Source organism: Levilactobacillus lindianensis (assembly GCF_003946095.1).
GTDB lineage: Bacteria > Bacillota > Bacilli > Lactobacillales > Lactobacillaceae > Levilactobacillus > Levilactobacillus lindianensis.
Genome location: NZ_RHOD01000001.1, coordinates 141,984 through 157,496, shown reverse-complemented (window position 1 = coordinate 157,496; position 15,513 = coordinate 141,984). Strand labels below are relative to the sequence as shown.

Annotated in this window: 13 protein-coding genes and 1 pseudogene; 10 read left to right on the top strand and 4 right to left on the bottom strand. The window is 51.8% G+C overall.

What is annotated here, in order from left to right; genetic code table 11:
* Positions 1-95 precede the first annotated feature (95 nt).
* Positions 96-653 carry an NADPH-dependent FMN reductase gene (locus EKM70_RS00680; RefSeq protein WP_125544310.1) on the bottom strand — a complete coding sequence of 186 codons (558 nt, stop codon included), beginning with the start codon at positions 651-653 and terminating at the stop codon, positions 96-98.
* A gap of 79 nt (positions 654-732) precedes the next feature.
* Here EKM70_RS00680 and EKM70_RS00675 point away from each other — a divergent pair, with 79 nt between their 5' ends.
* The 8 genes from EKM70_RS00675 (at position 733) to EKM70_RS00635 (ending at position 8,620) form a co-directional block, all read left to right on the top strand.
* On the top strand, positions 733-1,194 hold the full coding sequence (locus tag EKM70_RS00675; RefSeq protein ID WP_125544308.1) for a MarR family winged helix-turn-helix transcriptional regulator: 462 nt from the start codon (positions 733-735) through the stop codon (positions 1,192-1,194).
* A 95-nt stretch (positions 1,195-1,289) separates the two neighbouring features.
* Positions 1,290-1,871: a PepSY domain-containing protein gene (locus tag EKM70_RS00670; RefSeq protein ID WP_125544306.1), complete on the top strand. Its 582-nt coding sequence runs from the start codon at positions 1,290-1,292 to the stop codon at positions 1,869-1,871.
* A gap of 97 nt (positions 1,872-1,968) precedes the next feature.
* Positions 1,969-2,604 (top strand): hypothetical protein, encoded by a 636-nt coding sequence (locus EKM70_RS00665; protein ID WP_125544304.1) that lies wholly within the window; start codon positions 1,969-1,971, stop codon positions 2,602-2,604.
* 1,026 nt (positions 2,605-3,630) lie between these two features.
* Positions 3,631-4,584, top strand: coding sequence for a phosphate/phosphite/phosphonate ABC transporter substrate-binding protein (locus tag EKM70_RS00655; RefSeq protein WP_125544300.1), 954 nt, complete (start codon positions 3,631-3,633; stop codon positions 4,582-4,584).
* A gap of 92 nt (positions 4,585-4,676) precedes the next feature.
* Positions 4,677-5,429, top strand: a complete 753-nt coding sequence (gene phnC, locus EKM70_RS00650) for a phosphonate ABC transporter ATP-binding protein (protein WP_125544298.1) — start codon at positions 4,677-4,679, stop codon at positions 5,427-5,429.
* Between the two features lie 11 nt (positions 5,430-5,440).
* Positions 5,441-6,235 (top strand): phosphonate ABC transporter, permease protein PhnE, encoded by a 795-nt coding sequence (gene phnE, locus EKM70_RS00645; protein ID WP_125544296.1) that lies wholly within the window; start codon positions 5,441-5,443, stop codon positions 6,233-6,235.
* 7 nt (positions 6,236-6,242) lie between these two features.
* On the top strand, positions 6,243-7,064 hold the full coding sequence (gene phnE, locus EKM70_RS00640; protein WP_225416347.1) for a phosphonate ABC transporter, permease protein PhnE: 822 nt from the start codon (positions 6,243-6,245) through the stop codon (positions 7,062-7,064).
* Positions 7,064-8,620: a bifunctional metallophosphatase/5'-nucleotidase gene (locus EKM70_RS00635; protein WP_125544292.1), complete on the top strand. Its 1,557-nt coding sequence runs from the start codon at positions 7,064-7,066 to the stop codon at positions 8,618-8,620. Before phnE (EKM70_RS00640) ends, EKM70_RS00635 begins: the two co-directional genes overlap by 1 nt.
* 64 nt (positions 8,621-8,684) lie before the next feature.
* Here the strand turns inward: EKM70_RS00635 and EKM70_RS00630 are convergent.
* Positions 8,685-8,990 (bottom strand): annotated as a pseudogene (locus EKM70_RS00630) (NUDIX hydrolase); the annotation flags it as partial.
* A 320-nt stretch (positions 8,991-9,310) separates the two neighbouring features.
* Positions 9,311-10,300, bottom strand: coding sequence for a zinc-binding dehydrogenase (locus tag EKM70_RS00625; protein WP_125544288.1), 990 nt, complete (start codon positions 10,298-10,300; stop codon positions 9,311-9,313).
* A gap of 274 nt (positions 10,301-10,574) precedes the next feature.
* Here EKM70_RS00625 and EKM70_RS00620 point away from each other — a divergent pair, with 274 nt between their 5' ends.
* The gene (locus EKM70_RS00620) at positions 10,575-13,319 is read left to right on the top strand and encodes an HAD-IC family P-type ATPase (RefSeq protein ID WP_125544286.1); all 2,745 of its coding nucleotides are present in this window, start codon (positions 10,575-10,577) and stop codon (positions 13,317-13,319) included.
* A gap of 187 nt (positions 13,320-13,506) precedes the next feature.
* Here EKM70_RS00620 and EKM70_RS00615 read toward each other — a convergent pair whose 3' ends face one another.
* Positions 13,507-13,830, bottom strand: a complete 324-nt coding sequence (locus EKM70_RS00615) for an ASCH domain-containing protein (RefSeq protein WP_225416344.1) — start codon at positions 13,828-13,830, stop codon at positions 13,507-13,509.
* Positions 13,831-14,055: 225 nt separating this feature from the next.
* On the opposite strand from EKM70_RS00615, the gene EKM70_RS00610 reads away from it, so the two are divergent.
* Entirely contained in the window at positions 14,056-15,477 is a 1,422-nt protein-coding gene (locus EKM70_RS00610) for a C69 family dipeptidase (RefSeq protein WP_125544284.1), read from the top strand.
* Positions 15,478-15,513 lie beyond the last annotated feature (36 nt).

Sequence of the window (15,513 nt, the reverse complement as noted above, 5' to 3'; positions counted from 1 at the left end):
TACCAAAAAGCTGGTCGGGAGAAATCCGAAGATTCCTCTCAACCAGCTTTCATTTTGGAGACTTATGTCACAGCCTCTATTTTGTGTGCTTGAAGTTAATCCTGTGTGAGTCGGTGTAAGAATTCTGCGCCCAGCTGGTGGGCATTGTAGTCATAGGGTGCCAGCGCCCGTGCTGGGTCTTTGAATTGGCCGTTCTCGTCAATCTCGTCCTTCTTTAAGGTCAACTGGAGGTTGGTAGCCATCAGTTGGAACTTGAGACCGCGTAGGACTAAGTTCATGCTCAGGGCCGCTTGGAAACCGCCGTGACCGCCGTAAGAAACCATGCTGACCGGTTTGCCTCGCCATTCTTTGTATAGGTAGTCCAGGGCATTTTTCAAGGGTGCGGGGTAGCCCCAATTGTATTGTGGGAAGAGGAGGATGAAGCCGTCGTAACCCTGAATGAGTTGGCTCCAACGCTGCGTGTGTTCCTCGTGATAAATGCCAGTGGAAGGTTGTTCAACCTCGTCTAGTAACGGCAGATTGATCTCTGCCAGGTCAATGAGATCGACGTCCAGGCCGGGTTGGGCCACGGCCGTTTGTAGCCAGGTGGCAATGCTGGGGCTGATTCGGGTGGGACGAGTGGATCCGATGATGAGACCGATTTTTTTAGCCATGCTGAGTGCTCCTTAGATTTAAAAAATTAATAGGTGCGTTGTGCACACATATTAGCATTTATCTGGTATAATCACAAGTATGGATAATGAAATTTTTGAAGCACTATTTGAAATTGTGACCTTCTTTAACCAGCCCCAACAGGACCGTCGCCTGCTTCAGCAGGCCAACGTACCGTTGGAACCGGCCGCACTCCCAATCGTGGTGCGTGCCGGGCGTCAGGCGGACATTAGCATTGGCGAGTTGGCTGATCAGATTGGCCGCAATCACTCCTCGATTAGCCGCCAGGTGGACAAGCTCGTCGCAGCAGGCTGGCTACGCGAAGTGGATCGCCGCGATCAACGGGTCCGGTTGGTGGCCCTCACCCAGCAAGGACAACGGGGACTCATGCAAATTAAGCTCGCACGGGAGGCAGCGTTACGAGAACGGTTAGCGAGCTACTCCAATACCGATCGGGCCGAGTTGGTCCGGGTCCTACAACAGCTGGCGGGAACGCTGACCGGTGAGGCAGTCGACGAGTATGACGAAGATGATTTAAAGTAGTTTTTAGGACATCAGGGCAGCAAGGATTTTGATCGAATTATGGCAATAAGCGGAAACGTTAACGATTACCCCCGAATAAAAAATGGAGGACGATCATGAAAAAACTAGCGCTACTTTTATTAAGTGTGACGTTGTTGGCCGGGTGCACAGCGAGAAAGCCGGCGGATGAAGGGACAACCAGTCAGTCGCAATCCTCGGCGAGTTCGCAGGTAGTGTCACCTGCAAAGACCATTAAAGTCACCGTGCCGACTATTATTCGAAAGTTTCAGCAGAAGTATCCCCAGATGGGGATTACAGAGATCTCTTTGAAGCGGGGCGGTCAAGCTTATTATTATGAGGTCACGGGTGTAGACGATCAGGTGGAAATTGAGACAACCTGGACGGCTAAAACGGGACGGCTAGATCGGCAGAAAAAGGAAAGATTAGATGCTGACGAGGCTAACGGCGTCGAAAGAAAGGCTGCGGAGATTAAGACGACAGGTCTGAAAGCCTTGGCCACTATCTCTAAGGCAGCAACGGCCAAGGTTGGGGCTGGGACTGCGATTGCCTGGACGCTGGAAAAGGATCATGGCGAGACGCAGTGGGAAGTCAAAGTTCGCGATGGTCGTGAGACCCATGAGGTCCAAGTGGATGCCTATACTGCTAAAGCCGTTGCTATTGAAACGGATGATGATTAACTGGGACCGGTCACCGATAGTCGGTTGACCGGTTTTTAGTTTCGCAGACGCGTATAATGGGGTCTAAATTGTTTTGGGGATTAAAGGGGATGGGGCGATGCGTCAAGGAATTAAGCGTGGGTTAATCTTAATTGGATTTTACGTCTGCTGGGTCTTACGAACAGTGGGCTGGGCCTGGTTTTCTAGCAATAACAGTGGGGGATTCTGGCCCACTGTGTTGAGCGTCATTGTTTTGGGCCTGGTGCTATTGCCTTGGCCCATGATTGTCTATTTGGTTGGCCGGGGAATTCATCACCGTCAGTGGATGCCCGTCGTGAGCACTGGCTGGTTAGCGGTGTTGACGGTAGCTTCTTCGGAAGCGTTTAGTGCGAAGGTTGCGCCGGTCATTCCCTTGTTAACGATTCTGACAGGGTGGCAAGTGGCCGGCTTATTTGTTCAATCAATGCCACGGTCTACCACCTGGTGGGTGACGGGGGTCAGTGTCGTAGCCACCGGGCTTTGCCTATTGACGCCAATCACTGCCGGCCGGTTGTTTGTGGCCGGATACGCCTCACCGGTTCAGGCGTTCATTGCCAAATCATCTTCCGACAAGGCGGGCAGGGTGACCACCTATAATTACAACGTGACCGAAGTGGGCCTGATTCCCACACAATCGGACCCGAAGCTAAGTGTGGATGTCCATCATCTGGGCTGGGTCTACTATCCCACCGAAGAACAGTGGTGGGTCGTCTAAATTGAAATTCAGAAAAAGAGACCGATCGTCGATGAAATTGCCATCGACGGTTGGTCTTTTATAATATGTACGTTTATGAAAATAAAAAAATTAACCACCTTGAATTAGACTGGGATTTAGTCTGATTCAAGCCGGTTAACGATTATTTTGGGGCAGCTACGATTGGGGCATTTTCCGGGTACCCTAATCACTGCTACCAAAAAAGCTTTAGTTTGTCGTCTGTTTGTTAAGCAATTGTTTACGACAACTTCATAATAACAAAGAAATCAAGGGTTTTGGGTGATTCTCGCGATTTGTAATATTACAAATTCATGCCATACTCATTTCGGGGAACAACCGGTCGGTAATCGTTCCCACTCAGGGGGTTCATGAGTCAGGGCCACAGGCAGTGGTTTTTGAATAAGTATACTGAAAGATGAATATGACTTGGGTGATGGAAAAATTTACCCCATCGCCTTTTTCCGTTTGATAACCTAAAAAAATGGAGATGGGTGATCGGTTGGGTGGGTCACCAGTCAAACTAAATGAGAGGAAATCCCCGAATTCTGAGAAATTAAGAGTGGTTCTCCTTCCTTGACGATCGGCCAATGAAAAAGGGGTGATTTAGCCGGTTAATGGTTCTCAGGCGGCCTAGCGACAAAGGAAATGATGCCGTGCTTTCAAGGTCCCGGACACCCCGAAAATGTGGATAGCTGGCTGGGACGGTTGGCATGCTCGATATTCTTTAGAGGGGCGTCAGTTTCCTTTAGCGTTGAAAGTGCGGAAGATGCCGGTAACCAGTGGTTTATCAAAGAAATTTGGCGATTTGAGGGTGGGGACGAATCGTTGCGTAACCGGGGTTCTTTTATTAATAATTTTATATATCGTTCAGGTTTTACGGTTTACCTGCCGTTAATTAGCGGTTTCACTTCTAATAATTATTTTTATGACGAAGCATTTTCCGAAAAATGGTTGCAAAAGTTCGGATACTTGCTATCATTGGGAGTGGTTATTGAACACCAACTACATATCTGAGGAGTGAGCTTGATGCATCTGAGAAACAAGGTTAAATGGCTCTTAGTCGTGACGGCATTACTTGCCTTACCAGTAACTTTGGTGGGGTGTGGCAAGTCAACGAGTTCAACCAGTTCTTCTAGTTCTAAGGGATTTACCCCCAAGAAGTTGACGGTAGAATTCGTGCCATCATCTAACGCGGGAACGATTGAAGCTAAGGCCAAGCCACTGGAAGGCTTGCTGAAGAAGCAGTTAGGAATTCCAGTGACGGTTAGTGTTTCGACCGACTACAACACCATTGTTGAGGCCATGGGGTCCAAGAAGGTGGATGTCGGCTTCTTACCGCCTGATGCATACGTGTTGGCGCACAAACAGTACGGTGACAAGGTCATCTTACAGGCCCAACGTTTTGGGATTAAGGAACCTAACGACCAGGCCACGAAGGATCTCGTGAGTTACTACCGGTCACAAATCTTGGTTCGCAAGGATAGCGGGATTAAGTCTATCAAGGATCTGAAGGGCAAGAAGATTGCCGTGCAAGACACGACGTCAACTGCCGGGTGGATTTACCCAGCCGTTGAAATGCTAGAACATGGTGTTAACGTCAACAAGGACGGCATCAAGACGGTTCAAGTAAAAGGTCATGACCAAGGCGTCTTGTCCGTTTACAACAAGAACACGGACGCTGCCTTCGTCTTCCAAGGCGCTCGGAAGTTAGTTATGAAGGACCAAAAGAACATCATGAAGGACGTTGTCCCAATCTACACGACGGGCAAGATTCCTAACGATACGATTACGGTTCGTGGGGACATGACTGATAAATGGCAGAAGAAGATTGCGGCGGCCTTTAAGGAAATTGCTAAGACTAAGAAGGGGCATGACATCATTTCAAGTGTCTACTCTCACGAAGGTTACGCAGATTCCAAGGACAGCAACTTCGATATCATCCGGAAATACGACAAACAAGCAGAGAAGCTCGACAAGTAAACTGGTCGAGAATTAGGTGACAACGACAGAAAGTAGCGGGGGGCAGCACATAGCGAGCGCCTCTGCTACTTTTTTATAGGGGGATCAGACTAATGGATCAACAACCAATCATTTCTTTCAAAAATGTAAATAAGATTTATAACAACGGAACCGTGGGTTTGAAAGACATTAATTTTGATATTCCCCGCGGAGAATTCCTGGTGGTCGTCGGGTTGTCAGGGGCCGGGAAGAGTACCTTGCTCCGGACGATTAACCGGATGCATGAGATTTCATCCGGTGAGATTACGATTGAGAACGAACCGATCAGTGACTACAAGGGGCAATCATTGCGGTTGTTGCGCCGAAAGATTGGCATGATTTTTCAGGATTTCAACCTGATCAAACGCTCAACGGTTCAACGGAATGTATTGTCGGGGCGGGTGAGTTACTACCCCACCTGGAAGAGCGTCTTGAACCTCTTCAGTGCAGCGGACAAGGACCGCGCAATCCATGCTTTAGAACGGGTTAATTTAACCGAGAAGCTCTACACGCGAGCCGATGAGTTGTCGGGTGGCCAGCAACAGCGGGTGGCCATTGCTAGAACGTTAATGCAGGATCCTAAGGTAATCTTGGCCGATGAACCAGTGGCCTCACTGGATCCGCTGACGACCCAGACCGTGATGGATATCTTGAAGCGTTTGAACCAAGAAGACGGTATCACCGTGATTGTGAACTTGCACTCGGTGGCCTTGGCTCGGCAATACGCGGACCGGATTGTGGGTCTGCGCGCCGGAGCCGTGGTCTATGACAAAGCGATCGCCGACGTGACCGAGGCTGACCTGACGAAGATTTACCAGACAGCCTAGGAGGTGGCAAAATGACAACACCGGAAATTCCGCAACGTTCGTGGAGCCAGCGCTGGCACGTGAAGGCCGTGGGCTGGACTGCCCTCTTGGTGGCCCTGCTCATGGGATCCTCCAAGATGACGGGAGTCGACGTGGGGATGTTCTTTAGCAACTTTGACCAGTTCACCAATCTTTTGGTTCGGATGTCTCAGCCAGCTTGGTCCTACGTGCCAATCATCATTCAACCCCTCTATGAAACCATTCAGATGGCAATTCTGGGAACGACCATCGGGACCGTCTTCGCCGTGCCATTTGCGGTTTTGGCGGCCAGTAACTTGGTCCATAACCGGTGGCTACGCGGTATCATTCGCCTGATCTTGGATTTGGTGCGGACGTTACCCGACCTGTTATTGGCAGCCATCTTCGTCGCTATCTTTGGGATTGGGTCGACTGCTGGGGTCATCACCTTGGCTATCTTCTCTTTTGGGATGATCTCCAAGCTCTTCTACGAAGTCATCGAAACCATTGATATGGGACCACTGGAAGCCATGGAATCCGTTGGGGCCAGCAAGGTTACCATTATTTGGTACGCCGTGCTCCCACAAATTATGAATCAATTCGTGAGTTACTTTCTCTATACGTTGGAAATTAACGTCCGGGCGTCGACCGTCCTGGGGTACTTGGGTGCCGGGGGGATCGGGGTCTTCTTGCAACGGTCACTGAGTGAATTTGACTATAACAAAACGGCCGTGATTATTCTGGCCACACTGGTAGTGGTCATGGTGATCGACGGGGTCAGCAATCATTTAAGGAGGGTCTTACTCTAAGATGAATATGCAAACGACAATGGCAAATAAACCAGAGAAGCCCGTCCACTTGAACCCTTGGCGACGTTGGAGTTGGCTCATCTGGCTGATTCTGGTTGCCGGGGTCTATACCTGGGCTATTACGGGGCTACATTTCACCGGACTACAGGAATCCGCCGGGTCCGTCTCCAAGTCCATCGTCCACGGGCTAGTGAACCCGGACTGGGCCTACGTTTACAACGGTAGTGGGGAAGATTTAGTGTCGCTGATCATTCAGACGCTGGCTATTGCGCTACTGGGGACCTTCGTGTCGGCCATCATCAGTGTGCCCTTCGCTTTCTGGGCCGCTCGGGGTGAACACGAGTGGGGCCACCTACGTTCCGGCAGTGGGAAGATTGTCCTGACGTTGATTCGGACTTTTCCAGAAATCGTCTTGGCTATCATGTTCATTAAGGCCGTGGGCCCAGGTTCCTATGCCGGGGTTTTAGCCGTCAGCATTCATTCCATTGGGATGTTGGGTAAATTGTTCAGTGAAGCTATCGAAAATATGGATCGCGGGGCCGAAGAAGCCATCGTGAGTGCCGGGGGCAATAGCCCACAGGTGTTCATGTTGGCGACGATTCCCACGATCATGCCAGAATTCATTTCTTATACGCTTTATCGCTTTGAAATTGCCGTGCGGTCTGCCTCCATCCTGGGGATGGTGGGTGCCGGTGGTATTGGGACACCAATGATCTTTGCCATTCAGACGCGGGCCTGGTCACGAGTCGGGATTATTCTGTTAGGGATCGTGGTCATGGTGCTTCTGATCGATACCTTATCAGAACAGCTGAGAAAGAGGCTGATCTAATGACGCACCTCAAGATTTTATCGACCAGTGATGTTCACGGCTACGTGTATCCCACGGGATACAGCACACCTGATGATCAGCGAGCTTTCGGCTTTTTGAAGGCCACTACGGTTATTGATACGGTGCGCCAAACCGCTGGACCAGATGATATCGTTATCACGATTGAAAATGGGGATTGGATTCAAGGGTCGCCGTTTGCGACGTACATTGCGAAGCACGCTGACGCCCCACGCGATCTCTTTACGCAATTAAGTTCAGCCATGGCATATGATGCTGGCGTGCTAGGCAACCACGAGTTTAACTATGGGTTGCCCTACTTACGGTCCTGTGAGGCCGCGCGCCAGTACCCGTTGCTCGGCGCGAATATTCAGGGCGGTCAACGAGCGGGAATCGTTGATGCGCCGTATACCATTCTGGAACGGGGCGGGGTGAAGATTGCCATCTTAGGGCTGACTACCGCCTATATTCCCATGTGGGAAACGGCGGCGCACATCCAGGGTCTGACGTTTGCGTCGGCACTGACGACTGCTCAGCATTGGGTACCCCGCTTGCGAGAGTTGGCTGACGTGGTCATCGTGGCTTATCACGGGGGCCTCGAAGCCGATCCACAGACGGGGGAACCGACGGAGCGACTGACTGGGGAAAATGAGGGTTATCAACTCATGACGGCGGTGCCGGGAATTGATGCCCTGATCACGGGGCACCAACACCGCGAGATCGCGGGTGTTTATCACAACGTGCCGGTCACCCAACCCGGCGAAAAGGGCGTCGCCGTGGGCCTAATCGATTTGGAACTTGACGCGCACCATCAGGTGGTTACCCACCGCGCGGAGTTGCTGTCGACGGCCCAAGCGACCCCCAAACGTGCCCTCCAGGTGGCAACGGCGGATACCGAAGCCGCCGTTCAGGCCTGGTTGGACCAGCCGATCGGTGAAGTTACTGGGGCCAGTCTGGCCGTGACCGATTCCTTTGATGCACGCCTCCATGGGCATCCGTACCTCCAATTTGTCAATGAGGTCGCCATGGATGCGGGGCAGACGGATATCGCCTTGACCAGCCTGTTTAACGATGACGTGCGGGGTTTAGGGACCCACGTCACCATGCGTCAACTGTTAAATAGCTATGGCTATCCCAACACCTTGGTTGTCGAGCGTCTGACGGGATCAGCGCTCAAGGCGGCGTTGGAACGCAGTGCCAGTTTCTTTACCTGTGAGGGGGCGACGGTCAAAGTCAATCCAGCTTTCATTTATCCGAAGCGACAGCTCTACAATTATGATGTGTATAGTGGGATTGACTACACCTTCGATCTTCAGCAACCAATCGGGCAACGCGTGGTGGCCCTGAGTTATCAGGGGCAACCCGTTCAGCCCGATCAGGAACTCCTGATCGCGGTGAACCAGTATCGCGGCAACGGGGGCGGCGACTATCCGATGTTTGCCGCTAGCAAGATTGTTCGTGAAATTAACGTGGACATGGTGGCCCTCATCTTAGATTATTTTGAGCACCATCCCGTGGTCACGGGCAAACCGCAAACCAACTTCCAGGTTCGGGCATGAGACCCGCACCGGAAGAAAACCGCACCAGCTAGGTGGACTAAGGTCCATTTAGCTGGTGCGGTTTTTAGTTGCGCCAAATTTCATTAAGCGCGGCGACAACGTAGGGCACCAGTGATGCGGGGGTCCCAAGGTCGGACCGGGTAGTGACAAAACGTAAGCGATCGTGTTCTGCTAAGTTCAAGTGAAGTCGTTGATCATGACTAAGATTGACCGCTTCGGCTAAGTAGCCTAGCCGGGTAAAGACCATTCTCTGGTGTAAATCAAGATGGAAATCTTCCGCCATGATCCGCCGAATTGTCCCGGTCAGACCAGTTTCTTCGTAATATTCGCGGATTGCGGCGTCCCGGGGAAATTCGTGTGGCTGAACTAAGCCATCTGGAAAATCTCAGTAGTGCGGGAAAACATTGGGCTTGCCGCGTTCAAAGGCTGTGCGTCGTAGTAGTAAAATACCTTGTTCGGTCGGAACCATGAGGTGTGCAATCAGCTGAGCCATGCTAGTCCTCCATTTTGAAGAAGTGTTTAATCATTAAGAATCAGTTTACTTCAATGAGGCTCAAAGCTTTTGGAAGTAGCATGAGTTTGGCAAGTGATCGAGGCATTTGAGCAGAAGTGACCAACGCTCGTTATTGAAAACTAACGATAATGGATAAAAACAATCATAGCCGCAGGCGGCCTTTTTAGCGTTTCTAGTTACTTAAGCGAACTATCCACCTGAACCACCAGTTTCCCCAGATTTTCGTCATGTTTCAGGTGCTTTAACCCAATGACGGCCTGGTTAAAGGATAGTGTGGCGCCAATCACCGGATCTAACGTGCTACTGGCTAGCTGTTCGCCAACCGTAGTCGCCATGACAGCCAGATCGTGGATGCCTACGGGATCCGCGGAACGATAGACGCCTCCCAGTCCGGCGCGATTTAGACTCAGGGCCCGAGTATCGAAGTCAAAGTGGGCAGGCATGCCGTCGCCAATGGCGATAATTTGGCCGTTGTAGGCCATTCTAGCGGTGTCTGCTGCTAAGGCCTCACCGCCGAGGGTATTGAGACTGACGTCGACACCACGGCCATTGGTGGCGTCGAGCACGGCCTGCGTGACATTGGTTTGGTGATAGTCAATGATGACATCTGCGCCAACGCGTTCGACCAAGGCCCGTTTACGAGCAGAGGTTGTCGTGATGGTTTGTAGGCCAAGCTGGTGGGCAAATTGTAAGGCGGCCAGTCCGACAGCACCGCCCCCAGCATGAATCAGCACACTTTGGGCAGTGGTCAAGTTAGTCTTACGGTGCAGCGCCTGGTAGGCTGTCAGGGTGCCACATAGACTGGCGGCAGCCGCGTCCAGACTGACATTGGCTGGCAGGTGGGCCACACTCTGACTGGTGGTAACCGTGTAGGTAGCGAGGCTGCCAGCTCGGCGTAGATCGCCATGATAGAAGACCCGGTCCCCCACGGCAAAGTCGGTGACACCGGTACCCAGTCCCGCTACAATGCCCGCGGCATCCATGCCAATGACGTGTGGGTCATTCCAGGTGCCGTTTTCAATGACCTTGTAGTCAGCCGGATTCAGGCCTACTGCGGCGACCTTGATGAGTAGTTCACCCGTTCCCGGGGTGGGGGTGGCAATTTCTAATTGCCGGACATCGTCGAGGTCGTGGGGACCGTATCCCATAATCGTCCATGCTTGCATCGCAATCAGTCCTATTCTTTAGAGTTAGTTCCATCTTAGGGGAAGCGGACTGAAAGGGAAAGTTATTCATTTGGTTAGCACCCCTATTGATTATGACTATATGTTAAATTTAGGTTGCATTACCCGCTAATTGGGTGCAATTATTTAAAAACCTTGGTAGAATTAATTAACTTAACATGATAACTGGAGGTGGACGTCTTGCACGACCGTTTGATTGCTCTCCCAATACCTGACCGCTAAATTTATTTCATCTCAGAAAGGATGACCCCATTACATGGCACAAGAAACAGAAGCAACTGTCTCCACAACTACCGAAACTGAAACCACCGACCCTGGACCCAGTCAGGAGTCGCTTTGGCAAAAGACAACGTCAGAGCTGTTAACCGAATTCGCTACCGATAGGGATGCCGGGCTCACGACCGACGAGGCGCAGCAAAGACTGCGTGCGGATGGGCCTAACGAACTGACCGCTAAGAAACAATCGAACCTCTTACGTTTCTTAAAGCAGTTCAACAACAGTATCATCTATATCCTGGCGGGTGCCGCCTTACTCACCTTCTTCATGCACCACTACTCCGACTCAATCGTTATCGGACTGGTGATTATCGCGAACGCCTTTATCGGTTATTTCCAAGAAAAGTCGGCGGATAATGCCCTCGATAAAATTAAGGCCCTGCTGGTCTCCGAGGCCGTCGTCTTCCGTGATGGCCAGAAGATCACCTTACCTTCCCGTGAATTGGTGAAGGGGGACGTCGTTCAGCTGGAAGCGGGGGATACCGTCCCCGCCGACCTGCGGCTAATTGATGCGGATAACCTGAAGATTCAGGAATCCGCCTTGACTGGGGAAACTGACTCGGTCGAAAAGGGTGAGGATCCCTTACCCAGTGCTAATTTAGCGCTGGCCGAACGGTCGAATCAAGCCTTTGCTTCGACGGCGGTGACCAGTGGGTCCGGTCGAGGAATTGTGACGGTGACCGGTGCCAACACTGAGATTGGTCACATCCAACAGAACGTGGCCGAAGTTAAGCAACAACGAACGCCACTGATGAAGAACCTCAATGGGCTGGGACTTGGTCTGTCGATTGCCATCTTGGTCGCGGCAGTTCTGCTCTTTATCCTGGGAATGATTACCCACGTTTACAGCCTACCAACACTGTTGATTGCCGTAATTACGATGGTTGTGGGTTCGATGCCTGAAGGGTTACCGGCTAGTACGTCGGTGGTCTTGGCCATGGGGACCCAAGCGATGACTAAGCAAAATGTGATCGTGAAGACGTTACCCGCAGTGGAAACACTGGGGGCCGTCGATATCGTTAACACCGATAAGACCGGGACGTTGACGAAAAATGAAATGACCGTGACGGATGTCCTGACCGCCGCCGACACCTATACCGTTTCCGGCGTTGGGTATGATGCGGCTGGTCAGGTTGAAAATGACGAGGGTCAGACCGTGGCTTGGCGCGATGATACCGACCTCGAGTGGTTAGTTCAGATCGCCGGTCAGACCTCCGATGCCCAGTTCCACGAGGAAGATGGGCAGTGGGTCTTGACCGGGGAACCAACCGATGGGGCCTTGACCGCGCTGTATCATAAGCTAATCGGCAACGACCCCGCACCGCAGGAGATTGACTCGTTACCATTTGACTCCGCTATCCGCTATTCCGCACGACTGGTGGATCACCGTGACCAACGGGTATTGTTGGTTAAGGGGGCACCGCAAACCTTGATGCGGTTGATGACCGAACAGGGCCAGACCGTCGATCAAGATGCCTGGCAAGCCCGGATTTCTCAGCTGACACAACAAGGAAAGCGGGTCGTCGCCTTAGGGTACCAATCTGTGGCCGCCGACGCCGATGAAGTGGATGACCTGCCAATCGGGCAGAACTTCCACCTGGCCGGGATGGCTGGGATCATTGATCCCCCACGTCCTGGGGTGGCCGATGCCGTTAAACAACTCCGGTATGCTGGTATCAAGGTCAAGATGATCACGGGGGATGACCCTGAGACCGCGGCCGCGATTGCTCAGCAGCTGAACCTGTCCGAGAAGGCCAAGGCCATCACTGGACCCGAGTTGGCCCAGCTGAGTGACGACGAACTGGCCGCTAAGATTGACCAGTACACGGTGTTTGCCCGGACCACCCCTGCTGATAAATTGCGGATCGTGAAGGCCCAACAACAGCGTGGTCACGTGGTTTCCATGACGGGTGACGGGGTCAACGATGCGCCCGCCTTGAAGCAAGCCGATATTGGGGTTGCCATGGGGATTCGGGGAACCGACGTCGCCAAGGACTCCGCCGATATGGTGCTGGCCGATGATGACTTCACTTCGATTTTAGGGGCGGTTCGTGAGGGGCGCCACGTTTTCGATAACATTCGTAAAACGATTCGATTCCTCTTGCCAACCAGTTTTGCCGAAGGGCTGATCGTGGTCCTCAGTATCCTGATGGACCAAGAGCTACCCTTGTTCCCAACGCAACTGTTGTGGATTAACATGGTATCCGCGTTGACGATTCAATTTGCCTTCATCTTCGAACCTGCCGAGAGTGGGATCATGAAGCGGGGGCCACGAGACGTCAGCCGCGGAATCTTATCGAAGCTTGATATGTTTGAGGTAGCCTACGTCTCTCTCCTGATTTCTGGGCTGGGGATGTTCGCCTACGACCTCCTGACGTCCCAAGGACTGTCAGCAGTGATTGGCAGTACCATGACGTTAAATGTCATCATCTTCGGGAAGGTCTTCTACCTCTTCAACTTGCAAAATGATCACCCAGTTCTGTCGAAGTACTTCTTTAGAAACAAGATGAGCTTTGTGATTGTGGCCATTCTGTTGGTTCTACAGGCCGGCATTATTTACTGGCCAGCCATGCAGAGTGTCTTCCACACGACGTCGGTCAACTTCCACTATGGTTGGGGGATCCCAATCATGGCGGGGGCGGTGGTCCTCATCGTGACGGAGATCGCCAAGGCAATTCGCCACCGGTTGGATAATAGTATTGTTCAGAGAGAACAGCGCTTGTAAAAGAGTGTGACAACAGGCGGTTAGCCGATGAGCATTAAGGTTGATAACCGGCTAATCCCGCACTTGGATTAGGTGGTTATCAGGCTTAAGCGGAGTCGGCTGCCTGTTTTCACACGTTTCGACCATGTAAATTCAAAGAAGAGAGGGACCGTGGCATCACCACAGTCCCTCTCTTCTTTGTGTCCAATCAAACTTCAATCGCCATGGTTCCCCAACGTCGTTCCTGTTCAATTGTGTAAATCGTATAAGTCGCCTGTACCATCTGCGGCTGGCTACCCACGCTAACCGGTGAGTAGGCGTGATAGAGGGCGGCGAAGGTTGGAAATAGCCGATGGCCACGGACCCGTTTCTCCAGAACCTGACTGGCGTCGGCGAGATTAACGAAGCGAATGGTATCGCCGACTTGGATAGATTGGCGCTTGGGATCATGGAGGCGGATTTCAATGGTCTTGCTGCCGACTGCCATGAGGTCGAATTGGTCGGCCGCGAGTTTCATTTGCGTAGTGGCCATGCGGATTTGCCTCCTTGAATGGGGGTTAACTTTAGAGTTAGATTCAGTATAGATAAGTCGAGAGGCTGGTTCAAGTGCTGTTAGGTCAACGATCATTCTAAAGCTAGCTGCTAAGAGTTCAGGCCTATCACGATCGACACTGGCAACCTTTGTAACTATTTTACAAATTACGCTGGCTCTTAGCACCTGATAATCCTATACTTAACACAAAGGAGGCGGAGCACTGTGAAGAAAAAGAGTTCCGATTGTACCGAGATTTTAGTGGGGAAAGCCGCCAGTATGGATGGCTCCACGATTGTTGCGCGTAATGAGGATGGGTATGGGCCAGTCAACCCAATCAAATTTGTGGTGCATCCAGCCACAGATCAGACGCAGGCAACGTTTACGTCGGCTGTAACCGGCGTGACGGTACCCTTACCCGACCATGCCTATCGGTATACGGGAACTCCGCAAGCTGATCAAAGCGATGGCCAGTACGAAGAAGCCGGTATTAACGAATTAAATGTCGGGATGAGTGCGACCGAAACGACGGCGACGAATGCCCGGGTCTTGGGCTACGATCCCCTAGTAAATGATGGGATCAATGAAGAAGCAATGGTTACCCTGGTTCTGCCGTATATCAAGACGGCCAAGGAAGGGGCCCAACGTTTGGGGGCCTTACTGGAAAAGTATGGGACCGGTGAAAGTAACAGTATCGCCTTCAACGACCACAACGAAATTTGGTATTTGGAAACGGCCGGTGGGCATCATTGGGCAGCTATGCGGCTTCCCGAAGACACCTATGCGATCGCACCTAACCAGACGTTGATGCAAGAGGTCGATCTGACCGATACCGATAACTTCCTGGTCGCGACTGACCTGGTTGACTTTGTCGAAAAGAACCACCTGAACCCAACGCCCGGAAGCTTTAACTTCCGCGAAATCTTTGGGACTCACGGTGAAGACGACGCGTACTACAACACGCCACGGACTTGGTACGGGCAAACGCTCTTCAATCCAGAGATTACCGACCAAGAACCTACCGATCAAGACATGCCGTTTACCCGGAAACCAGCGAAGAAGATTGCCATCGAAGATGTACAATTCTTCCTGTCTTCTCACTATAACGGCACGCCATACGATCCATTTGGCACCTATGCCTCTGGTTCCGCTAACGATCAACGGAAGTACCGGCCAATCGCCATGGATCGGAATCAATGTTCCTCAATTTTACAGATTAGAAATGACGTCGATGCCGATCACGCGGCAATTCAATGGATTGCCATGGGCTTCTTTGCCTATGCCCCTTACGTGCCATTCTTTACCAACATCAATGACACCCCAGTGGATTATCAGAACACGACGACTTCGGTCGATGTCGACAACGTTTACTGGTTGAATAAGACTTTGTCCGTCATCATCGAACCACACTTCCACGACTACGTGGAGAGTGTCAATGCCTTTCGTGAAGGCTGTCAGTCATACGCCCGTTCACGGGTCGCAGCGACTGATGCCGCGGTTGGTGGCGATGTCACGGCATTCTTGACCCAGAGCAATGCGGAGACGGCCGGCGAGATTTCCAAGCGGACCCACGCGTTGTTTGATGAACTGGTCAAGCATGGCTTGAACCTATCGAAGACGGCTTGGGAAAAGGGTCAGAACCTCTAGGCTATCGTCAGAATTGGAAACAGTCGTTTGCGTTTC

Bases quoted from the DNA above. Each gene is read 5' to 3' on its own strand.
- EKM70_RS00615 (WP_225416344.1), bottom strand. From the start codon at position 13,830: ATGGCCACTACGCAAATGAAACTCGCGGCCGACCAATTCGACCTCATG.
- EKM70_RS00655 (WP_125544300.1), top strand. From the start codon at position 3,631: ATGCATCTGAGAAACAAGGTTAAATGGCTCTTAGTCGTGACGGCATTA.
- phnE (WP_125544296.1), top strand. From the start codon at position 5,441: ATGACAACACCGGAAATTCCGCAACGTTCGTGGAGCCAGCGCTGGCAC.
- EKM70_RS00680 (WP_125544310.1), bottom strand. From the start codon at position 653: ATGGCTAAAAAAATCGGTCTCATCATCGGATCCACTCGTCCCACCCGA.
- EKM70_RS00620 (WP_125544286.1), top strand. From the start codon at position 10,575: ATGGCACAAGAAACAGAAGCAACTGTCTCCACAACTACCGAAACTGAA.
- EKM70_RS00665 (WP_125544304.1), top strand. From the start codon at position 1,969: ATGCGTCAAGGAATTAAGCGTGGGTTAATCTTAATTGGATTTTACGTC.
- phnE (WP_225416347.1), top strand. From the start codon at position 6,243: ATGCAAACGACAATGGCAAATAAACCAGAGAAGCCCGTCCACTTGAAC.
- EKM70_RS00675 (WP_125544308.1), top strand. From the start codon at position 733: ATGGATAATGAAATTTTTGAAGCACTATTTGAAATTGTGACCTTCTTT.
- EKM70_RS00635 (WP_125544292.1), top strand. From the start codon at position 7,064: ATGACGCACCTCAAGATTTTATCGACCAGTGATGTTCACGGCTACGTG.
- EKM70_RS00625 (WP_125544288.1), bottom strand. From the start codon at position 10,300: ATGCAAGCATGGACGATTATGGGATACGGTCCCCACGACCTCGACGAT.
- phnC (WP_125544298.1), top strand. From the start codon at position 4,677: ATGGATCAACAACCAATCATTTCTTTCAAAAATGTAAATAAGATTTAT.
- EKM70_RS00670 (WP_125544306.1), top strand. From the start codon at position 1,290: ATGAAAAAACTAGCGCTACTTTTATTAAGTGTGACGTTGTTGGCCGGG.